The organism is Amphritea atlantica (assembly GCF_018860855.1).
GTDB lineage: Bacteria > Pseudomonadota > Gammaproteobacteria > Pseudomonadales > Balneatricaceae > Amphritea > Amphritea atlantica_A.
On the sequence record NZ_JAHKQE010000004.1, the window covers coordinates 199,005 to 218,566 of the forward strand.

General features: G+C 46.4%; 15 protein-coding genes. 10 read left to right on the forward strand and 5 right to left on the reverse strand.

The features are described 5' to 3' along the window. The first annotated feature begins 126 nt into the window (after positions 1–126). From KO512_RS01815 to KO512_RS01830, 4 genes are all read left to right on the forward strand, one after another. Complete coding sequence (locus KO512_RS01815; protein ID WP_215950621.1) at positions 127–732, forward strand: sigma-70 family RNA polymerase sigma factor; 606 nt, start codon at positions 127–129, stop codon at positions 730–732. Beyond that, positions 722–1,381 (forward strand): ChrR family anti-sigma-E factor, encoded by a 660-nt coding sequence (locus KO512_RS01820; protein WP_215950622.1) that lies wholly within the window; start codon positions 722–724, stop codon positions 1,379–1,381. Before KO512_RS01815 ends, KO512_RS01820 begins: the two co-directional genes overlap by 11 nt. A gap of 1 nt (position 1,382) precedes the next feature. Continuing rightward, positions 1,383–1,598: a TIGR02450 family Trp-rich protein gene (locus tag KO512_RS01825; protein ID WP_215950623.1), complete on the forward strand. Its 216-nt coding sequence runs from the start codon at positions 1,383–1,385 to the stop codon at positions 1,596–1,598. 390 nt (positions 1,599–1,988) lie between these two features. Further along, positions 1,989–3,368: a short-chain fatty acid transporter gene (locus tag KO512_RS01830; protein ID WP_215950624.1), complete on the forward strand. Its 1,380-nt coding sequence runs from the start codon at positions 1,989–1,991 to the stop codon at positions 3,366–3,368. Between the two features lie 103 nt (positions 3,369–3,471). Here the strand turns inward: KO512_RS01830 and KO512_RS01835 are convergent, their stop codons facing one another. The 3 genes from KO512_RS01835 to pta all read right to left on the reverse strand — a co-directional run bounded on the left by KO512_RS01835 (position 3,472) and on the right by pta (position 8,426). Beyond that, positions 3,472–4,941 carry a cryptochrome/photolyase family protein gene (locus KO512_RS01835; RefSeq protein ID WP_215950625.1) on the reverse strand — a complete coding sequence of 490 codons (1,470 nt, stop codon included), beginning with the start codon at positions 4,939–4,941 and terminating at the stop codon, positions 3,472–3,474. 10 nt (positions 4,942–4,951) lie between these two features. Beyond that, positions 4,952–5,929 (reverse strand): YbgA family protein, encoded by a 978-nt coding sequence (locus KO512_RS01840; RefSeq protein ID WP_215950626.1) that lies wholly within the window; start codon positions 5,927–5,929, stop codon positions 4,952–4,954. A gap of 355 nt (positions 5,930–6,284) precedes the next feature. Next, a complete protein-coding gene (gene pta, locus KO512_RS01845) occupies positions 6,285–8,426 on the reverse strand; it encodes a phosphate acetyltransferase (protein ID WP_215950627.1) in 2,142 nt (713 codons plus the stop codon). 764 nt (positions 8,427–9,190) lie between these two features. Here pta and dctP point away from each other — a divergent pair. The 3 genes from dctP (at position 9,191) to KO512_RS01860 (ending at position 12,153) form a co-directional block, all read left to right on the forward strand. Then, positions 9,191–10,207 carry a TRAP transporter substrate-binding protein DctP gene (gene dctP / locus KO512_RS01850; protein ID WP_215950628.1) on the forward strand — a complete coding sequence of 339 codons (1,017 nt, stop codon included), beginning with the start codon at positions 9,191–9,193 and terminating at the stop codon, positions 10,205–10,207. Further along, positions 10,207–10,728 carry a TRAP transporter small permease subunit gene (locus tag KO512_RS01855; RefSeq protein ID WP_215950629.1) on the forward strand — a complete coding sequence of 174 codons (522 nt, stop codon included), beginning with the start codon at positions 10,207–10,209 and terminating at the stop codon, positions 10,726–10,728. The genes dctP and KO512_RS01855 overlap by 1 nt, the downstream gene beginning before the upstream one ends. A 99-nt stretch (positions 10,729–10,827) precedes the next feature. Then, the gene (locus tag KO512_RS01860) at positions 10,828–12,153 is read left to right on the forward strand and encodes a TRAP transporter large permease (protein WP_303492776.1); all 1,326 of its coding nucleotides are present in this window, start codon (positions 10,828–10,830) and stop codon (positions 12,151–12,153) included. A gap of 72 nt (positions 12,154–12,225) precedes the next feature. On the opposite strand, the gene KO512_RS01865 is transcribed toward KO512_RS01860, so the two are convergent. Then, positions 12,226–12,621, reverse strand: a complete 396-nt coding sequence (locus KO512_RS01865; protein WP_215950630.1) for a hypothetical protein — start codon at positions 12,619–12,621, stop codon at positions 12,226–12,228. 242 nt (positions 12,622–12,863) lie between these two features. Further along, positions 12,864–13,721 carry a response regulator transcription factor gene (locus tag KO512_RS01870; RefSeq protein WP_215950631.1) on the reverse strand — a complete coding sequence of 286 codons (858 nt, stop codon included), beginning with the start codon at positions 13,719–13,721 and terminating at the stop codon, positions 12,864–12,866. Between the two features lie 343 nt (positions 13,722–14,064). Between KO512_RS01870 and capB the strand changes: the two genes are divergently transcribed. The 3 genes from capB to KO512_RS01885 all read left to right on the forward strand — a co-directional run bounded on the left by capB (position 14,065) and on the right by KO512_RS01885 (position 19,077). Further along, the gene (capB, locus tag KO512_RS01875; protein WP_215950632.1) at positions 14,065–15,804 is read left to right on the forward strand and encodes a caprolactamase subunit beta; all 1,740 of its coding nucleotides are present in this window, start codon (positions 14,065–14,067) and stop codon (positions 15,802–15,804) included. Between the two features lie 32 nt (positions 15,805–15,836). Beyond that, a complete protein-coding gene (gene capA, locus KO512_RS01880) occupies positions 15,837–17,915 on the forward strand; it encodes a caprolactamase subunit alpha (RefSeq protein WP_215950633.1) in 2,079 nt (692 codons plus the stop codon). A 223-nt stretch (positions 17,916–18,138) separates the two neighbouring features. Next, positions 18,139–19,077, forward strand: a complete 939-nt coding sequence (locus KO512_RS01885) for a helix-turn-helix domain-containing protein (RefSeq protein ID WP_215950634.1) — start codon at positions 18,139–18,141, stop codon at positions 19,075–19,077. The last annotated feature ends 485 nt before the right edge of the window (positions 19,078–19,562 follow it).

Consider the following 19,562-nt stretch of genomic DNA (forward strand, 5'->3'; position numbering starts at 1 on the left):
TTTGCAGCACTTTACGTGTGGCAGCAGAAATAGGATCACCGTTGTTTTTATTGATATATCAATAGGCGTCGATTGTTTTTAGCATTCGACTGATCCGCTTAACTCGGCAAGACGTATAGGAGGTATATGAATAAAAGACCACCGGGAGACGATGTGGATAACATCATACAACTGAAGCAAGCGGAGATGGCCAGCGCTGACTGGAGTAATCTGCTGGGTCATCTAGCGGTTAAGCCTGATAAGCGTTTATATGCTCGGCTGTTTAGCCATTTTGCCCCTAAAGTGAAGGCCTATATTGTTCGTTTAGGGGTGGCACTGGCAACAGCCGAAGAGCTAACCCAAGAAGTGATGTTGTCGGTGTGGCGCAAAGCGCACATGTATCACCCGGAAAAAGCGGCCGCGAGCACTTGGATCTTCACCCTCGCACGCAATCAAAGCATCGATTGGATGCGTAAACAGAAATACCCCCAATACAGTCTGGATGAATGGAGCGAAACCGCCTCTGAGCCGGGTCAGGGCGAACAGAAAGTCCTATCGGATCGGATTGCGGCCGCTATTAAGTTACTTCCTGAAAAACAGGCGCAGGTTATCTATATGTCTTATTTCGAAGGGCGGTCACATGGTGACATCGCCGGTCGTCTCGATATTCCCCTTGGCAGCGTCAAATCTAGAATCCGTTTGGCGTCAGAAAAACTTAAGCAGATCTGGGGAGGTGATCGGTATGAACATTAATCACCACTTGGATGATGCAACCCTGATGAGTTATTCCGCTGGAAGCTTATCTCAAGGAATGGCATTGGTGGTGGCATCTCATCTGGCGTTTTGTTCTGCGTGTCGTGAACGTGCGGAAATGAATGATGCGGTGGGTGGTGTGTTGCTAGAATCCCTTGATGCCGAAACTATCGAAGATGATATGTTGGCTGCGATATTGGCGCAGATCGATGAACCTTTAGAACGCCGTATAGTTGAGCCTCGACAGGCGATACCGAGCCTCAGTGATCCTGAGATTCCCGTGCCGCTAAACGAATATGTGAGTGGCCCTCTTGATCAGCTGGAATGGAAGCGTATTGTTCCCGGTGTGGCATATTACGATATGCCTTGGCAGGGACGAGGCGTGTCACGGTTATTACGGATAGCGCCGGGCAAGTCGATGTTAACCCATACACACAACGGTAACGAACTAACGCTGGTGTTACGCGGCTCGTTTTCCGATGAGGTAGGCCGTTTTTGTCGTGGTGATATTGCCGACTTGGATGATCAGATTGAGCATCAACCGCTGGTGGACAGTGACGAGGATTGTATCTGCTTAATAGCGACCGATGCGCCGTTACGGTTCACCACCTTGTTTGGCAAGCTAGTACAGCCGATGACTGGTTTTTAGGATGGTACAAATAAATCCTAACAAGCTTAACCTCAGTAAGTGGACGGCGGTTAAGCCAGAGCAACGCGAAAAGCATTTTTTGGTGACTGCGTTAATCAGGGATGATGACGGCGTGGTACAGCAATGTGTATTAGAAGCGGTGCTCAGCCGTCGTGAGCAGCGTATTCCTTGGCAGGAGCTTCGCAATAGTCAGCATTGGGCCCAAGGCTGGTGTTAATTCATAATGGCTTTTAAGTCGTCTCTTTCTATAAACACTGTCATTACTCTTCAATACCATAGCCCGCATCGTTCTCCTTTATAATCGAAGATGATGCGGGCGATCTCCATCCCTCTCTAAAAATACATCAGCCGTTGTTTGGTCAGTGCGGCTTTATGTCTGCTCGAATATCTTTGTTTCCCCAGTATAAACAGTCAATATAAAAGACCGGACAATATCGCCTATTGGCGGTGATCTGGCTGTTGCTATATGATTGCGCGCCCGATAAGGGGTAATATCAGCTATCTCGATAAGGGTCACATGCCGTTATCTTGACCTACGCCACAAGCGTAAATAAATAAAGGGCCTCTCATCGAGGCTGTTTAATAATAAATAATAATAGGAAAAAATATGAATATGAGTGCTGTGGAATTAACGCTATTGCAACGGCTAAGTAAATTTTTTGTTACTCTGTTGCAGCGTTACCTTCCTGATCCGTTTATCTTTGCTATCGTGTTAACCCTAGTGGTTTTTGTGTTGGTTATGCCAGCCACAAACCAAGGACCCATGCAGGTTGTTGATGCTTGGGCCGGTGGGTTTTGGAAATTATTAACCTTTGCTATGCAGATGGCGATGGTTGTTGTTACCGGTCATGCGATGGCCAGTGCACCTGCGTTTAAAAGCAAGTTAGCCATGTTGGCTGGTATTGCTAAAACGCCAGGCCAAGCCATTATTTTGGTAACCATGATCAGTGCCGCTGCGTGTTGGGTGAACTGGGGCTTTGGTTTAGTCGTGGGTGCTATTTTTGCACGTGAAATCGCGGCTCGCGTTAAAGGCGTGGATTATCGCTTGTTAATCGCATCGGCTTACAGCGGCTTTCTGTTTTGGCATGCGGGTCTGTCAGGCTCGATTCCTTTGGCTATTGCCAGTGGTACTAAAATTGAAATCGTGACTAACGGTGCAGTAACAGCGCCAATTCCAACGTCTGAAACCCTGTTCTCTACCATGAACTTGGCTATCTTGGCGGTGATGTTTATTACGATTCCTTTGTTGAACCGTTTAATGCATCCAGCGGCTCAAGACACCATGGTGATTGATCCAGCATTGCTGGCAGAGACTGCCGCGCCAGAAGCATTGCCAAACAAAGAGGATATGACGCCAGCAGAACGTCTGGAAAACAGCCGTATCCTGTCTCTGCTATTGGGGGCGATGGGCTTTTCATACATTATTTATTATTTTATCAATAATGGTTTTGCACTGAATCTAAATATTGTCAACTTCACTTTCTTGTTCTCCGCTATTTTGTTGCATGGAACACCTAAAAGTCTGTTGAACTCGGTATCTCAAGGCGCGAAAAACTGTGCCGGTATTCTGCTACAGTTTCCGTTCTATGCCGGTATCATGGGTATGATGACGGCCACCGGTGATTCAGGTGCCTCTTTGGCCGGTATTATTTCCGAAGCCTTTGTGTCTATTTCAAACGAAACGACTTTCCCGCTGTTCACTTTCTTGAGTGCCGGTATTGTTAACTTCTTCGTCCCATCCGGTGGCGGTCAGTGGGCTGTTCAGGCGCCGATCATGATGCCTGCCGGTGCTGCACTGGGGGTTGATGCGGCCAAAACCGCGATGGCGATTGCATGGGGTGATGCTTGGACTAACATGATCCAGCCTTTCTGGGCACTTCCGGCGCTGGCGATTGCAGGTTTGGGAGCTAAAGATGTGATGGGTTATTGCATCATGGCCTTGCTGGGGTCTGGCGTAATTATCTCGCTTGGTTTGCTGATTTTCTAATCACAAACGCTTGATTGTTACAGACAAAAAAACCAGCGTATTGCTGGTTTTTTTTGTTTTTGGGTCAATAAACCCAGTGACGACCGGATTTAAATCTTATCGTTTATAGGGCTAGGGGTATTTTGGTTGTATCGGGCTGCTGCTTTAAGCTTGAATACGCCGTTAATGCCGCCTGCCGTGATTGCTTTAGATCGAGTATTGGGTGGGGATAGGTGCTGCCGAGTTCCACCCCAGCATCCTTAAGTACCTGCTCAGGGGCTTCCCAAGGGGTATGAATATATCGACTGGGTAGTGTTTTTAATTCGGGAATATAACGACGAATATAGTCACCCTGCGCATCAAATTTTTGCCCCTGCAACACAGGGTTAAAAATGCGGAAATAGGGGGCTGCATCGGTACCGCTGCCAGCCACCCATTGCCAACTGGCACTGTTAGACGCTAAATCGGCATCCACTAGCGTATCCCAAAACCACGCCGCGCCAAGGCGCCAATGCTGGCGTTGATTCTTTACCAGAAACGAGGCGACCAACATACGCACGCGATTATGCATATAACCGGTCTGCCACAGTTGCCGCATCCCCGCATCGATCATCGGAAAGCCGGTCAGACCCTGTTGCCACACTTGGCATTGTTCAGGTTGATTTAGCCAAGGGAAACGATTGAAACGTTGATTCAGATTTTCATTCGTCATGGCGGGGTTATGATAGAGCTGATAATAGGAAAACTCGCGCCAAGCGAGTTCTTTCAAAAAGGTATCTAATGCATCTTCTAAGCCGGGTTGGCTGCCTTGTTGCTGACTGTAATACCAAATCTGACGCGGTGAAATCTGCCCCCACTGAAGGTAAGGCGAGAGACTTGAGGTAGTCTCTAGGGAGGGAATATCACGGCCTTGCTGGTAGTCTTGCAAACGTTCGCCGATGAAATGCTGGAGGTGTTGCCAAGCGGCTTCTTCAGAGATCGTCCAGTGGTCGGTTATCTTCTTCGTCCAGCTATGTTCATCTAATGTCAGTTCAGCCACGGGGATCTGTTTTAGATCGCCTTGACTGATAATAGCCTCAGAAAACAGTTGGATCGCTGGTCGAGGAAGTGGTTCTGACGGAGGCGCTGCATTGAGGCAGCCTTTACGATAAAACGGGGTAAATATTTTATAGGGTTTGCCGTCGGCTTTACTGATGGTCCAAGGCTCCCACAATAACGAGCCGTTATAACTGTGTATCTCGGCTCCGGCGCTTTTAAGAGCAAGTTTGATTTGACTGTCTCGCTTGATGGAATGGGGTGTGTAGCAGCGATTCCAGTGCACCTCATGGGCGCCGGTTTGCTTGGCGAGTGATAATAAAATCTGCAGTGGGTCGCCCCTGAAAATACGTAACTGGCCAGACAGTTGATCATTGAGATCAGCCAAACTGTGCTGTAGCCAGCAGCGGCTTGCGGCCCCAAGGCTCCATTGATCAGGCGTGGTGCTATCATCGATAAAGACGGGTATAACTCGGCCAGCCTGAGCAGCATAGTAAAGAGCAGGATTATCCGCGAGTCGCAGGTCGTGGCGCAGCCAAACAATAACGGGCGTGTTCAAGGTGTTCTCCTTATACCTGATTACGTAGCCCAAGGTGTGCTGGGTAAGGTTCTAGGTAGCGTTGAGCGCGGATATAGTCGCTGCCATTTTGATTAATATAATGGGAGAGCAGGGTCATCGGGGTGATGAGGTTAACCTCCTCGAGTCGGTATTGCTCAAACACGGCTAGAATCGCCTGCCGTGCGGTACTATCAACGCTCTGTTTTAGGTAGCCCATAATATGCTGCATAACATTACAGTGAGCACCTCGAGAGGCGGGTTGGTTAATAGCCGACATAAACTGATCAAAATAATCTGCCATCAGTTTGTCTAACGGTTCATGGTGAGCATCGGCGAGCATCTTGCCTAGCGTTCGATAGGCGACTTGATTGTGGGCCATCAGTAGATATTTATAGCTGCTGTGAAACTGTAATAAATGATGGAAGCTGGGTTGTTCGACCACCTCTTTGCGAAAATGATGATGGGCAAAGACTCGCATCACGAAGTTTTCCCTCAGTTGGGCATCATTCAAGCGACCATCTTCTTCGATGGGTAGGTTAGGGTACTGTTGCATTAATGCTTGGGCGAATAACCCCGATCCCCGTTGTTCGTGAGGATGGCCAGATGGCTGATAAACTTTCACGCGTTCCATACCACAGCTAGGGGAGTCTTTCTTAAGGATAAACCCATCGAGTGCGTGACAGCGCTGTAGCATTGGCTGGCAGGCCGCAGTGAGCTGTTCGGTAAGATCCTTCGCAGGGCCATCATCAGTTGTTTTAGAGAAGATTAACGTCGGCTTTGTTGGATCACCCGTCAGGCGCATGGTCGGGCGAGGGATGCCAAAACCAGCGGCGACTTCTGGGCAGAATGTTTGATATTGAAAGTGGCTTGCAAGCTGGTTACGGCAGATTCTTGATTGGCTGTGACCACCGTTAAAGCGGACTTCTTCACCCATGACACAGGCGCTGATGCCGACGGGTATGTTAGTGGTTTCGGAGATTGAATTCATGCTCATTCCTTGGCTGTAAGCTCGATTAAATATGTGTACGTAAAATACTTTGCAGTGGATCAGCCATGGGGTGATTTTTGAGAGGTGTGGTGTGGTTAAAAAGTAGTCAATAAATTGTTGACTGAATTAGTAGGGTATATATAATTAAGCCGTAATTGATTCGGATTGTATCAGCGCTGTTGGCTCATCTGCTCTCTCACCAGATATAACGTACTGATACCTTTCCCCGATGATGTTCAACTGCTGTGGTCAATTGATGCATCCGGTAACACTGGGTTTTCATTGTCCTTTTTTCAGGCCGCTGTTTGTACAGCGGCCTTTTTTTTTCCAATATTGACGGCATTTCTTCCGTTGGTTATTCGTTGTTTTCACAGGCTTTTGCTTGTATCGCCGTTAACGCGATTGTGAAGACGATATCGTCTACGAGCGCGCCTCTGGATAGATCATTCACCGGCTTTCGCATCCCCTGTAACATCGGACCGATGCTGATCACATCGGCGCTACGTTGAACCGCTTTATAGGTGGTATTGCCGGTGTTTAAGTCGGGGAAGATAAATACGGTTGCATGGCCGGCCACCGAGCTGTTGGGGGCTTTAGATTTCGCGACACTTTCCATCACGGCTGCATCATATTGCAATGGACCATCGATCAGCAGATCTGGACGTTTTTCGCGCGCGATACGGGTCGCTTCCCTAACTTTATCAACATCGGCTCCCTTGCCTGAAACGCCTGTGGAATAGCTAATCATCGCTACTCGAGGCGGAATGCCAAAGGCGGTCGCTGAATCCGCCGACTGGATTGCAATATCGGCTAATTGTTCGGCGTTAGGATCGGGGTTTATCGCACAGTCACCGTAAATCAATACCTGTTCCGGCAGGCACATAAAGAAGATGGATGAGACTAAGTTGCTGCCCGGGGCTGTTTTAATGAGCTGCATGGGCGGGCGAATGGTATTGGCGGTGGTATGTTCCGCGCCGCTGACTAGCCCATCAACATGACCCATTTCCAGCATGAGGGTGCCTAGCACGACATTGTCCTGCAAAAGTCGCTTGGCAATAAATTCTGAGACGCCACGTTGGCTCCGCAACTCGACCAGCCGTTTAATATAGTCATTACGGATGAGTTGTGGATCACGAATGATGATCTTATCGTTGAGGGTGATCCCTTGGTTCTTGGCGACCTGAGCAATCTCTTTGATATTACCGAGCAGTAGGCAGCGAGCGATGCCACGTTCGGCACAGATCGCTGCGGCTTTAACAGTGCGTGGTTCATTGCCTTCTGGTAGCACAATTAATTTATCTGCTTGGCGCGCTCGGTTGATCAATTGATAGCGGAAGGCCGGTGGGGACAGGCGGCGCTGATAACTATCATCCACCATGGTGTTAAGCCAGTCACGATCGATATAGGCGGCGGTCGCTTCTTTGATATCACGGATGCGCTGATGATCATCGATTTGGGTGCGTTGGTTCATCTGAGTCATCGCCAGTGCCGTTTGCCAGCTGTTCAACTGAATACTGAGAATTGGTAAGCCCGTTTTAAAGGCGCCGGCACAGAGTTTCAATACCGGCGAGGAGGGGGTGAAACCACTGGTTAACACCACTGCAGCTAATTCAATCCCGTTGACGGCGGCCATGCAGGCGGCAATGATCATATCGTCCCGGTCTCCGGGGATAAACACTAGGGCACCTGGCCGCAATTCGTCGACTGAGTTAGCGACACTGCGGGCGAATAGTGTGATGCGGCTGGCGCGGCGAGTGTCGATATCTCCCGTGTTGATAATGGTCGCATTTAGGTAGGAGGCTATATCCTTGATACGGGGAGTGATGAGGTCGCGGTTCCACGGAATACAACCGAGCAGGCGAAACTGATCGCTAAAGATAGTGGCGTGTTCGCGAATAACCTCTTCGGTTATGCTGTGAATGACGGTTTGGCCGGCGCCGAGAAATGGCTGCATATGACCATCGCGGTCAACGGGCGCACCCAGCTTGCTTAAAATACAGCCGACTAGCTGTTTGCTTTTAATGCCACCGTAAGCACGAGCCGTAATATCAATATGATCCTGCAGGGCTTCAATACTGTCTGTGCCCGGGGTTGCCACCAAAATTACTTGGGCATCCAGTGCTTTAGCTATCTCATTATTAATACGGGTTGCATAGGGCTGATGTTCGGTATGCACCATTCCCTCGATAATCACTACTTCATTATCGGCGGGTAGGTTTTGCTCATAACGGGCAACCAGCTGCTCTAACAACTCATTACCTTTATCTTGGCTGACGAGTTGTTCAATATCGCGAATCGATACCGGTTCAGCGATGGAGGCACAATCCCCCTGCAACATGGCGATGGTCGAGTCGACCCTATCGTTCTCTTCTTGGGCGATCGGTTTAAAGAAATGAACCTTTATGCCTTGACGGTTCATAGCCTGAAAAAGGCCCAATACGGCGGTGGTTAAACCTGCGCCTACACCGGTGGGAGCTATCAATAGTGCTTGAGACATCAGAGTTCCTTACGGTCAGTAGCGACCTGTTGTTCATTCCTAGCAGGTTGCCGTGTGTTGAATCGAGTTTTCAAAAAGGAACCAGGTTTAGAAGAATTGTTTTTGACTGGTATGAGATAGATTCTACGGCGTTGGTGAAAAAATTTACAGGCTTTCGTTTTATCCTCTTGTTACTTAAATATATAGATTTAGGTCTCTCTGCTGAGGGCGGGTCGGTTAACCATCATTGGGTATTATGACGGATATTTATCAGCCTTTTTGTCGATCGCTTTTGGGTATTACAAACATGGCTCTTGGTATTTGGGATGACGACACGACTGTGTGTAATAGACGAAATTATAGTTGATAGCTATTGATGTTGTTGAGTTTATTGCCGTTCTGAATATCAAACAGAGGGTATCCCCTGAAAGGGGTAGGCAGCAAAAATGTTAATACAAAGGTCATTGTTTTGCGCTATCAGTGTAATGTTTTGTTTAATGATTTATATCATTAAAACAATGAATTAGCGTTGATTTGGTCGGTTTGTGTTGGTTTTTGTTAGAGGCTGTTCTATCAGGGGTAACGCCGCTGATTAACAGTGCTTGCAGCCGTTGTCCGAATATCTAGTCTTCCTATTTATAATAATGGGTGTTAAAAATAACGAACATCTATCCGCTAAGAGATAGATTCGTTATTCAGGCGTCACGGGACAATCAATTAATTGATTGCCGGAAGGCAGATGCCTGCCTGAGTTATAAGAATTTATAAAAAATAGGAAGACGATAGTGAAAAGAAGAGACTTGCTTAAAGCTGCAGCGACCGGTATCGCAGCAGCACCCTTAGCCCTTTCCTCAACAACCGCTCACGCAGGTAAAAATGTTCGACTGCGGATGCAGACGCTCTATGGCACCGAGTCTGATGATCTTTATAAAGAGTTCACTAATGATGTAAAAGCGGTATCGAATAAGAGCGTACGTATTCAACGTTTCCGTGGGTCAGAGTTGGTACCGAATGATCAGATGTTAGATGCGGTGTCTAAAGGCACCTTGGATATGTGTCAGGGATATGCCGGTTATTGGGCGGGTCAGTTAGATATTGGTAAGATCGAATCAGGTATTCCTGGCGCTTGGGCAAGCTATGATGAAGCGATCTATCTGCATCAAGCGAAGGGGCTGACGGCGTTACTCGAAGAAGCCTATGCCGAGAAAGGGGTTAAGTATTTAGGGGCTGTCTTTGGTGGGCCTTATGATCTGCTGACCACTAAGCCTGTGAATAGCCTTGAAGACCTGAAAAAACTGAAGATCCGCGCGACTGCAACGGTCGCTGGCATTCTGGAAAAATTTGATATTCCTACCGTGTATCTGCCAAGCCAAGAGCTCTATGTTGCCTTGTCGACCGGTGCGATCGATGGCGTTATTTATGGCGGATCATTGGAGTATAAAGCGCTTAAACTGCACGAATCTGCTAAATACTACACCTACCTGAATATGATCAACCCAGGCTATGCCGACGGTATGTTGATCAATATGAAAAAGTGGGAATCTCTCACAGAAGATCAGCAAAAAGCACTGGAACTGGCGACAGCGAAGCACGCCGTTAACATGCATGCTTGGAACGTGAATGGCTGCTTGGATGTGAATGGCGAAGGGATCTTTGAATTTTCCTCATTGCCTGAAGCCGATTCTAAAGCACTGACAACGGCGGCTATGGACGTTTGGAAAGAGGAAGCGGCTAAGTCTCCTCGTAACGCCAAGGCGATTGAGGCGATCACGGCGACAGCGAAGGCAACAGGGAGAATCTGATGTCCAAGCTTTCTCAATATCTTGCTTTTCAGGACAGGGTATCTGAGTGGATCGGCCGGACTTTCTGTTGGTTATGTCTGGCCATGATTGCAGGGCTTTGCTACGAGGTAGGGGCGCGTTATCTATTTAACAGCCCGACCTCGTGGGCACACGAATCGACCACCATGTTGTACGGCACTTTTTGCATCTTAGCCGGTGTTTATACCCATAAACACCACGGTCATGTACGTAGTGAAGTGATCTACAACCTCTTTCCCGAGCGGACACGAGCCGCGCTGGATGTGATAACCGGTGTGATCGGTTTAGTGGTGTTTGCGGTGTTTTTCTACATTACCTTTAATTTCGCTGCCGATTCTTGGGCGATTAGAGAGGTCTCGTCAAAAAGCACTTGGGGGCCTGTGATATACCCATTTAAGTCTGTACTGCCTTTGGCGGTAGGGTTGATGATTTTGCAGAGTATTGCTGAGCTGATTCGCAGCTTTATGATCATGATCGGTATACAACCAGAACCACAGGTTTGATACCGATATTGATTTGCAAGCTTGGTAACGCTCTCTGTCTGATTCGGCAAGCCTTTTGTACTTGCCGCTCAGACCCTCAATTATAACAAAGGTGTATGTGTGTTAGATCTAGATCCCTTACTGGTTACCTTCGGCATGTTCTTTTCTATGCTGATTCTGTTGGCGATAGGTGCTCCGCTGACTTGGGCTCTGCTCACCGTAGGTGTGGGTTCGGCTTATTTTCTTTGGGGTCCAGCAGGACTTGAATTATTAGCGACGAGTGCCTTTTCGGCGATGGATAACTTCCTGCTGGTTGCTTTGCCGATGTTTATTTTCATGGGCCTGATGTTGCAGCGTTCGGGTATTACCGATGATCTCTTTGATATGATCAATAAGCTCATGGGTGGGGTGCCTGGCGGCTTAGGTATGGGTACGGTAATCATCTGTGCGATTATTGCGGCGATGGCGGGTGTGTCCGGTGCGGCGACAGTCAGTCTGGGTATTATTGCTCTGCCATCGATGTTGAGTCGTGGCTACGATAAGAAACTGGTGACCGGCACGATCATGGCTGGCGGTGCATTGGGCTTTCTGATTCCACCGAGTGTGTTGATGATTGTCTACGCCTTTCTGGCGCGGGAATCCGTTGGCAAACTGTTTGCTGCGGGCATGATGCCAGGATTGATGTTAGCCGTTATTTATATGGTGTATATCTTCCTGTTTGCGGTGAAAAATCCGGATAAAGCGCCGCCGATTGCCCTATCTGAACGCTTGGGTGCAATAGATAAGATTAAGGCGCTCAAGGCGTTGATTTTGCCTGGCGCGCTGATTACAACGGTTTTAGGCTTTATTATTGGTGGAATCACCTCACCTTCTGAAGCCTCCGCTGTTGGTGCTGCGGGTTCCTTGGTTTGCGCCGCTATCTATCGCACGCTTAACCTGAAGATGCTTAAAGAGGTGTTGATGAGCACCACGCAGCTGATGGGGATGCTCTTGTGGATTACGGTTGCGGCGGTATTCTTCAGTAAGATTTATATCGGCCTTGGTGCCGGTATGTTGATTACTGAGCTGGTGCAAGACTCGAACTTGTCCCCTTATATGGTGATTGTGGCGATGTTGGCGACCTACTTTATTTTGGGTATGTTCCTCGATGATTTTGCCATTGTCTTTATTACTGTACCGCTGTTCGTGCCTATTGTGCAGGAGTTGGGTTTTGATACCGTTTGGTTTGCCGTGCTATTTATTATCAGTATGCAGACCGCTTATCTGACGCCGCCCTTTGGCTATAATCTCTTCTATATGCGTTCGGTGGCGCCACCATCGATTACCATTTACGATCTGTATAAGGCGGTAATTCCGTTTATTATTCTGCAGGTTATTGGTTTGGCGTTGGTGGTTATCTTTCCGCAGATTGCACTTTGGTTACCGAATCAGATCTTTGGTTCATGATCCGTTAAACATTAAAAAGCCGCTCACTGAGCGGCTTTTTTAGGTCTACTGTTTAGTTGTCCATCACTGAGCTTAATAACGAGTAGTGGAGTACATCGCTTGCAGCCATGCAATGCCATCTTGTTCGGTTAAAAAAGTACGGAAATTAATACCATGTCGCATGGCGGATTGTTCAGCAATGATATTATCTTTTCGGTTGACTGGGTTGGTATCCACATAGGCGATCACGAGTTCTGGCCAGATCCATTCCTTGACACCGGCAACAATATTAAAGGTATCCATCAGTGAGCGTGTGCCGTCTAGATGAAAAACGGCGAGTACCATATTCAAACCTTTGCTCTTACAGTGTTTGGCCACACCTTCCCACATCTTTAGCGACTCTTGTGTAACGTCGGCTTTGTTGCGGCTTCCCTGTACTTCGATACGGAGATAGTTGCCGCATTCGGTAATGGCATACTGATATGACATCGATAATCTCTTTTCGGGCTAATGAATCGATTTAAACAACTGTTTTATTATAGCCGTAATGCAGGCCACTTACTGCGCCTTAATTGCATTGCGGATAGATTGGCTTCTCCTGGTGATCTTCGCCAACTATTTACATGTGCTATACGTAAACTATAGCACTCTAGTCATGTCACCATCTGCTTACTCAGCTGCGACATTAGTCGTGAACCTCTTGCAGCGTTTATGGCCAGGGTGCCGTTGAGTTATCGTGCGGGTGGTTTTAGGTAGTTGGTCAGTGGGTCAGGGGGGGAGTCTGGGGTGACCATGCGTAACGAGTCAATAAAGAGATGAAACATCTCCGCCTGTGAATTGATATCCAGCTTTGAGTAGATGTTTTTACGGTGATGCTTGATGGTTTCTGGGCTGATTTCGAGTTTCTGCGCAATATATTTTACCGCGTAACCTCTTAACACCAGCTGTAAAATCTGGGTTTCTCGTTGGGTCAGCACTGAGCGGCCAAAATTGCTTAGTGCACACTCTAGGTGTGATTCTAGAAAGGTCTCTTTTTGCTCATGTTTTGAACTGGTCCACCATTTTAACAAAATGGCCTTAACGGTTGAGAACACCCGTTGAATTAGATCTTGCTGTGCGGCGCTGAATTTAGGCTTATTGTCTTGGCGGCTAATAGATACTTGAATACTCGCATTTTCCGTGGGAATGATCAGGCAAATCTCGTCACCAAAATTAACTAACTGGTAGTAGACGCGATAAAGCTCACTCTGTTTGAAACCATCCGGTGCGACTTGAGCAAGGCTATAAACCCCTTCGGCTGGCCCCTCGACTGCTAAACGATAGAAGGGGTCGAGTAGATAAGCACTTTCAATATAGCGGTCAATATGGATGCGCGGATCTTCGCCTTTGCGGCGTTTACGCGACGGACAGTAGGGTTGGCTGCCTTCAGGGTAGACAATCAGCGTGCTGCCATCGGCATCAACGATTCTACGCAATGAATCCATCAGGTTGTCGACGGCATCATCCGTAACCCCGTGGGTAATAATACCGGCAATAGCGTCATGCCACAGCATGAGGGGTTGTTTAGCGACACGATGAAACTTTGACAAATCAGCGAACCTTAATCAGCAATGTTTTGAATCGCTTATTAAAGCCTGCTTTCTGTGTGGAGACAATAGTTTATGTCCTTGAAACACTAATGATAATGGCTTTTATGAGTCTTGCTGCTTGAATTTTTTGACACTGATTACTGTTTTTAGTTTTCGGTTACGATTTTTATAATCTGATTGAAACTGAAGACTAAGTTCTCTGAGGTGCAAAGATTAAGTCGCCGTTTATCAATATGTATTGTTGCCTGCTTCGTAGAATGATTGATATTCAGGTTATCCACTCTGTCGTCATTTAGCAGGGTGGGTAAACCTTATTATCATAAAATCAAATAAGGGGTGCAGCATGTCGATAAGTGTCGATCCAATCACACTGGCAGTTGTTCGCGGAGCGCTTGAAACGGCGCAACGTGAGATGACTTTGACATTAGAGAAAACCGGGCGTTCGAGTGTCTTTAATTTAGCTCACGACTATAGTAATGCGTTGTTTGACCATTACCCCGAGATGATCTTACAAGGGCAAGATATTCCTATTCATCTTGGATCCTTAATTCCAGCCATGAAAGAGGTCGCTCGTTTTTTTGGTGATGATATCCATGAAGGCGATGTTTTCTATCATAATGACCCAGCTTATAAGGGCAGTCATATACTTGATTGTTGTATGTATAAGCCGGTTTTCTATAACGGTGAGCTCGTTTTCTGGACTGTTTGTAAAGGTCATTTGACCGATATTGGAGGACCCGTGCCCGCAGGTTATAACCCGGACGCGACGGAAATCTATGCGGAAGGGCTACGGATTCCTCCAGTTAAGCTTTGGGATAAGGGTCAACGTCGCGAAGATGTTATTAACTTGCTACTGACCAATATGCGTGCTCGGCGTGATCAAGAGGGTGACCTAAATGCACAGTATGGTGCCTGTCGAGTCGGTGAGCGGAATTTGATTGCACTGCTGGACAAGTACGGCATAAAACAGCTTCAGGCTTGTATTGCAGAACTCAAGAATATGGCTGACAAGCAGATGCGTTCACTCATAGAAGATGTTCCTGATGGTGAATACTTCGGTTCGGCGGTATTAGAAGATTCAGGTCATGGTTTTGGTGAAATGGAAATTACTTCTAAAGTTACCATTACAGGCGATAGTGTACATATTGAGGTGCAGAGCCCGCCGCAGATTCCTTACTTTATCAATTCTTATGAAGGCAACTCAATGTCTGGGGTTTATCTCGGATTGATGATGTTTGCTCAGTTACCGCCTCCTTATAACGAAGGCCTTTATCGCTGTGTCACCGTCGATCTCGGCAAGCCAGGCACACTGTGTAACGCACAAGAGCCGGCCCCACATGTGAACTGTACCACTACCCCGATGGAAACGCTGACGGATGCGGTCCGAAAAGCATTAGAGCAAGCCGCACCAGAACGAGTAGCAGCGTCTTGGGGGCATGCCAGTGGGATCAATATTGCGGGTATTGATCCGCGTACCGGTGAACAGTATGTAACGATGGTGCTTGCTTCCATTATTTCAGGTGCTGGTGCAACTCAAGTGATGGACGGATGGCACGCTTGTGGGCCTCTGTGTTGTTTTGGAGCGCTTAGTTCAGGTGATATCGAGTTATTGGAGTATTCATACCCCATCATTATTCGGCGCTACGGTTTGATCCAAGATAGCGGCGGTGCAGGGATGTATCGTGGAGGGTCAGGCACGGTCTGGGAAGTTGAACCCATCGACCATGATATGACGGTTATTGCATTTGGAGAAGGTCGGAAAATTCCTACGATGGGGGCTGCGGGTGCGGAAAATAAACTGCTTGAACCTAAGTTAGGTAAGCTGGTTGTTAAAGGTGAACAGGAAGACGTTTATAAGGCTAACACGATTATTACGGTTAAACCGGGGGTGCGGGTAGCAAACTTTAACCCTGGTGGCGGAGGTTTTGGCGATCCGAAAAAGCGTGTGCCGGAGGCTGTTCTTACCGATTATCGCAATGGTTTGGTTTCGCTAGAAGCTGCCGTGCAAGAGTATAGCGTTGTGATTGATTCCCAATCGGTGAGCGTTGATCAGCAAGCGACCGCTGAGCTACGTCAGCAATAAATCGATAGAAATAATAAGTAAGGAATAAAATTATGCGTAATAAATATCGTTTGGGTATCGATGCCGGTGGTACTTTCACAGATTTTGTATTGGCTGAAAATAATGGTGAGTTACGGGTGTTTAAAAGTCCCTCCACTCCACAGGATGGCACGATTGCTATAAAAGCAGGGTTGACGCAAATATCGGAGGCGGTTGGCCGCTCTATTGAAGAAGTGGTGCAAGATTGTGATCTATGTATTAACGGAACAACGGTTGCCCTTAATGCTTTGATTGAAAAAAAGGGAGTTAAAGTCGGTTTGCTTTGCACCGCAGGCCATGAAGATAGCTTAGAAATCCGTTTAGGGCATAAAGAAGAAGGTTATCGTTATGAAGCGGACTTTCCTCCAGCTCACATGATTGTGCCCCGCCACCTGCGTCAGCCTATTAATGAGCGCGTGATCGGTACCGGTGAAATTGATACACCGATGCTTGAACAAGAAGTGCGGGATGCGGTGAGTTACTTTAAAGCTCAGGGTGTTGAGAGCGTTGCTATTTCTTTTGTTTGGGCGGTGAGAAATTCAGCCCATGAGAAACGCGCTAAAGAGATAGTTCAGGAGATGATGCCGGGTGTTTTTGTGTGTACCGGCAGCGAGGTTTATCCACAAGTTAGAGAGTACACCCGTACCTCGACAACCGTTGTTAATGCCTACCTTAGCCCTGTTATGCGCCGTTATGTTCAGAAAATTGATGAGTACTTTCAGTCTCTAGGTGCAAAATATCCGGTGCGTTATTTTCAGTCTAATGGTGGCTTAGCGATCGGTGAAGCAATGCAGGGGCGAGCTGTTAATGCGATTAATTCCGGTCCAGCGTCAGCACCTCAAGCGGGCCTCTTTGTCGGCCAGCCTTTCGGTATTAATAATGTTATTACTGTTGATATGGGGGGGACATCGTTTGATATAACTTTGACTAAGGATGGTCATACCAACCTGAATAAGAATATTGATTTCCTGCGTTATCGTATTGGTGTTCCGATGATTCAGGTAGAAACTTTGGGGGCCGGTGGTGGTTCACTTTGTCAAGTGGATCAGTATGGAATGTTGCAAGTAGGGCCTGAAAGTGCAGGAGCTATACCTGGCCCTGTCTGTTATGGTAAAGGCGGCACGATACCTGCTGTTACGGATGCTAACTTAGTGTTAGGTTATTTGAACCCTGATGCGGTGTTAGGCGGTACAATCAAGCTTGATCGAGACGCTGCCTTTCAGGCGGTTAAAGAGCATGTTGCCGATCCTCTGGGTATCAGCGTCGAGAAGGCGGCTTACGGTATCAGCACCATTGTGAATTTAAATATGGTTAATGGTATCCGTAGAGTCTCGATTGAACGTGGTTATGACCCTCGTGATTTTGCTTTGCTCTGTGCTGGTGGTGCGGCAGGCATGCATATCACCGCATTGGCGGAAGAGATTGGAAGTACGACGGTATTAGTACCCAAAGTATCATCTGTATTTTGTGCTTTTGGTCAAATTATTTCTGATGTTCGTTATAACTATTTAGCATCTGAGCCTATGCGGCTTGATAATGATGCCAATCTAGATGCTTTGAATCGTAAATTTGAAGATTTAGAGCAGCAAGGGCGTGAGCATCTGATGTCTGATGGCTTTAATAGCGAAGATATTAGTTATACCCGCAGTGTCGAGATGCGTTATGTAGGGCAGATTCATGAATGTAATGTTGAAATTCATCCAGGTAAAATTTGTCATGAGAAGATGTTAGCCATTCTAGATGATTTTCATAAAAGGCATGAAGAGCTGTATACCTATTCAGAAGAGCATAATCCAGTGGAGCTTGTTAATATTGAATCGACCATGGTGGGCCATGTTGTAAAACCTAAGTTTCAAACCCTTGTGTCTCAAGGTGGTACTGCGGAGGATGCTTTGATCGGTTATCGGCCTGCTTTATTTGATGCGGAAGGGCACTGGATCGATACAGCTGTTTATTCAGGGCCTAAATTAGATGTTGGTGTCGAGATTAGAGGACCCGCCGTTGTTGAGGAACCGACAACCAACATTGTTGTGCGTCCAGGTTGGAAGTTGGTCCTCGAACCAAACCAGTGCTACAGATTAACTAAATCTTAATCAAGATATCCTTGGTGTATAGAATAAGCTGAGGTTATCTACGAGGTAATGAAAGTTTTCACTACTCTGGCAACAGGGTTTTCGGTCAGGGGCGTTACCGGCGTTCTTGACTGCTTTTTGGTTTGAAACGGTGTTGCTACAAAGGGGTGTTTCTGATTCAAATTTAAACAAGGATGTAACTAATAAACGTATAGGCTCTACAACAATAAAGAGGGTGTTATATATGAATAATCGTTACAGTACTTACCTGTTACCTCAGCAAGAGCGGCAGGGTTATTGGCGTAATATAATAAATAAGGCCTATTTTCCTCTTGAATTGGATTTCAGAGGTAAGGTTGAGTTTCATGGTCATTTGAGTCAATGGAATATGGGGTGTTTGAATATCTCAAGGATGGAAAGCTCAGCGACTTGCTTCAAGCGAGTGAAGCAGCAGATTGATGAATCTGAGGCTTATTTCTTGATTACTATTCCAGCACAGGAACAGGTTCATTTTTCTCAAGCTGACCGGAGTGTCGTTTGTAATCCTGGTTCATTTATTCTTGAACGCAGCGACCTTCCTTATGAATTTAGCTATAGTAAGAATAATGCTCTTTGGGTTGTGAAAGTGCCCGTTTCGCTGTTACAAACTCGGATTCGCCAACCTGAAAAATTTCTCTATATGGAGTTTGATAAAAACAAAGGGATAGGTAACGTTTTTTTTAATTTTTTAAGAACAATGGTACAACAAGCTCCTTATACGAATGAGGCTACGCATAAGATCCTAAGTAGTCAGTTGATCGACTTATTAGCTTACAGTATGGAGAGTGATGATCGAGTACTGATGAGTAATGAGGCAGGGTTACGCAGCATTCATCTGAGCAATATTGAGTTGTTTGTACGAGAAAATATTCAGAACCCTGATCTATCTCCTGATATGATAGCTCTGTCTTGCAATATATCGACTCGTTATTTACATAAGCTTTTCAAAGATTCTGATCAAACGGTTAGTCAATGGATTAAAGAATTACGTTTGCAATCGGCTTTAAATGATATAAGAGCAGCCACCGGCCAAACGACATTAGCTGAAATTTCTTATCGCTGGGGGTTTAATGATCAAGCTCATTTCTGTCGTTTGTTTAAGTCTCGATTTGGCTGTACACCGAAGGATATGAGAAGTATCTGATAGAGTTATTGGTATGTTTTTTGACTCGATTATTACAGTATTAAAGGCATGTTGTTAGACGATATTCTCGTTGCTGAGAGGTGTTGTCTTTTTTAATATAGACGGTTTTAAGAGCTGCTTTAGTTTAGATTTTGAGCCACTATAGGCAACTGCTTTGATGATTGAGCAGCTTTGATAATCATGGTATTCAGCAGTTTTAGCAGCATTTTTTGTATAAATAATGAATGTATGCAGGCAGTTAGTCAGGAGCAAGTGATACGACTATCAGCTCTTAAAAAAATCAATTCTATTCGGTTGTTTATTATCTTTTTATTTGTTCATTTTTAAAATTCATCCTCCTATCTGTCAAGCTATATCTTTACTTTAGAGAACTCGTTAGCGACCTCCTTATTTCTTATATTTCGATAGCAAAACTATTCTAGTTTGAGGTGATATTATTTTCCTGGGAAGATTACTTCCACGGTTACGGGGATTCATATAATAAG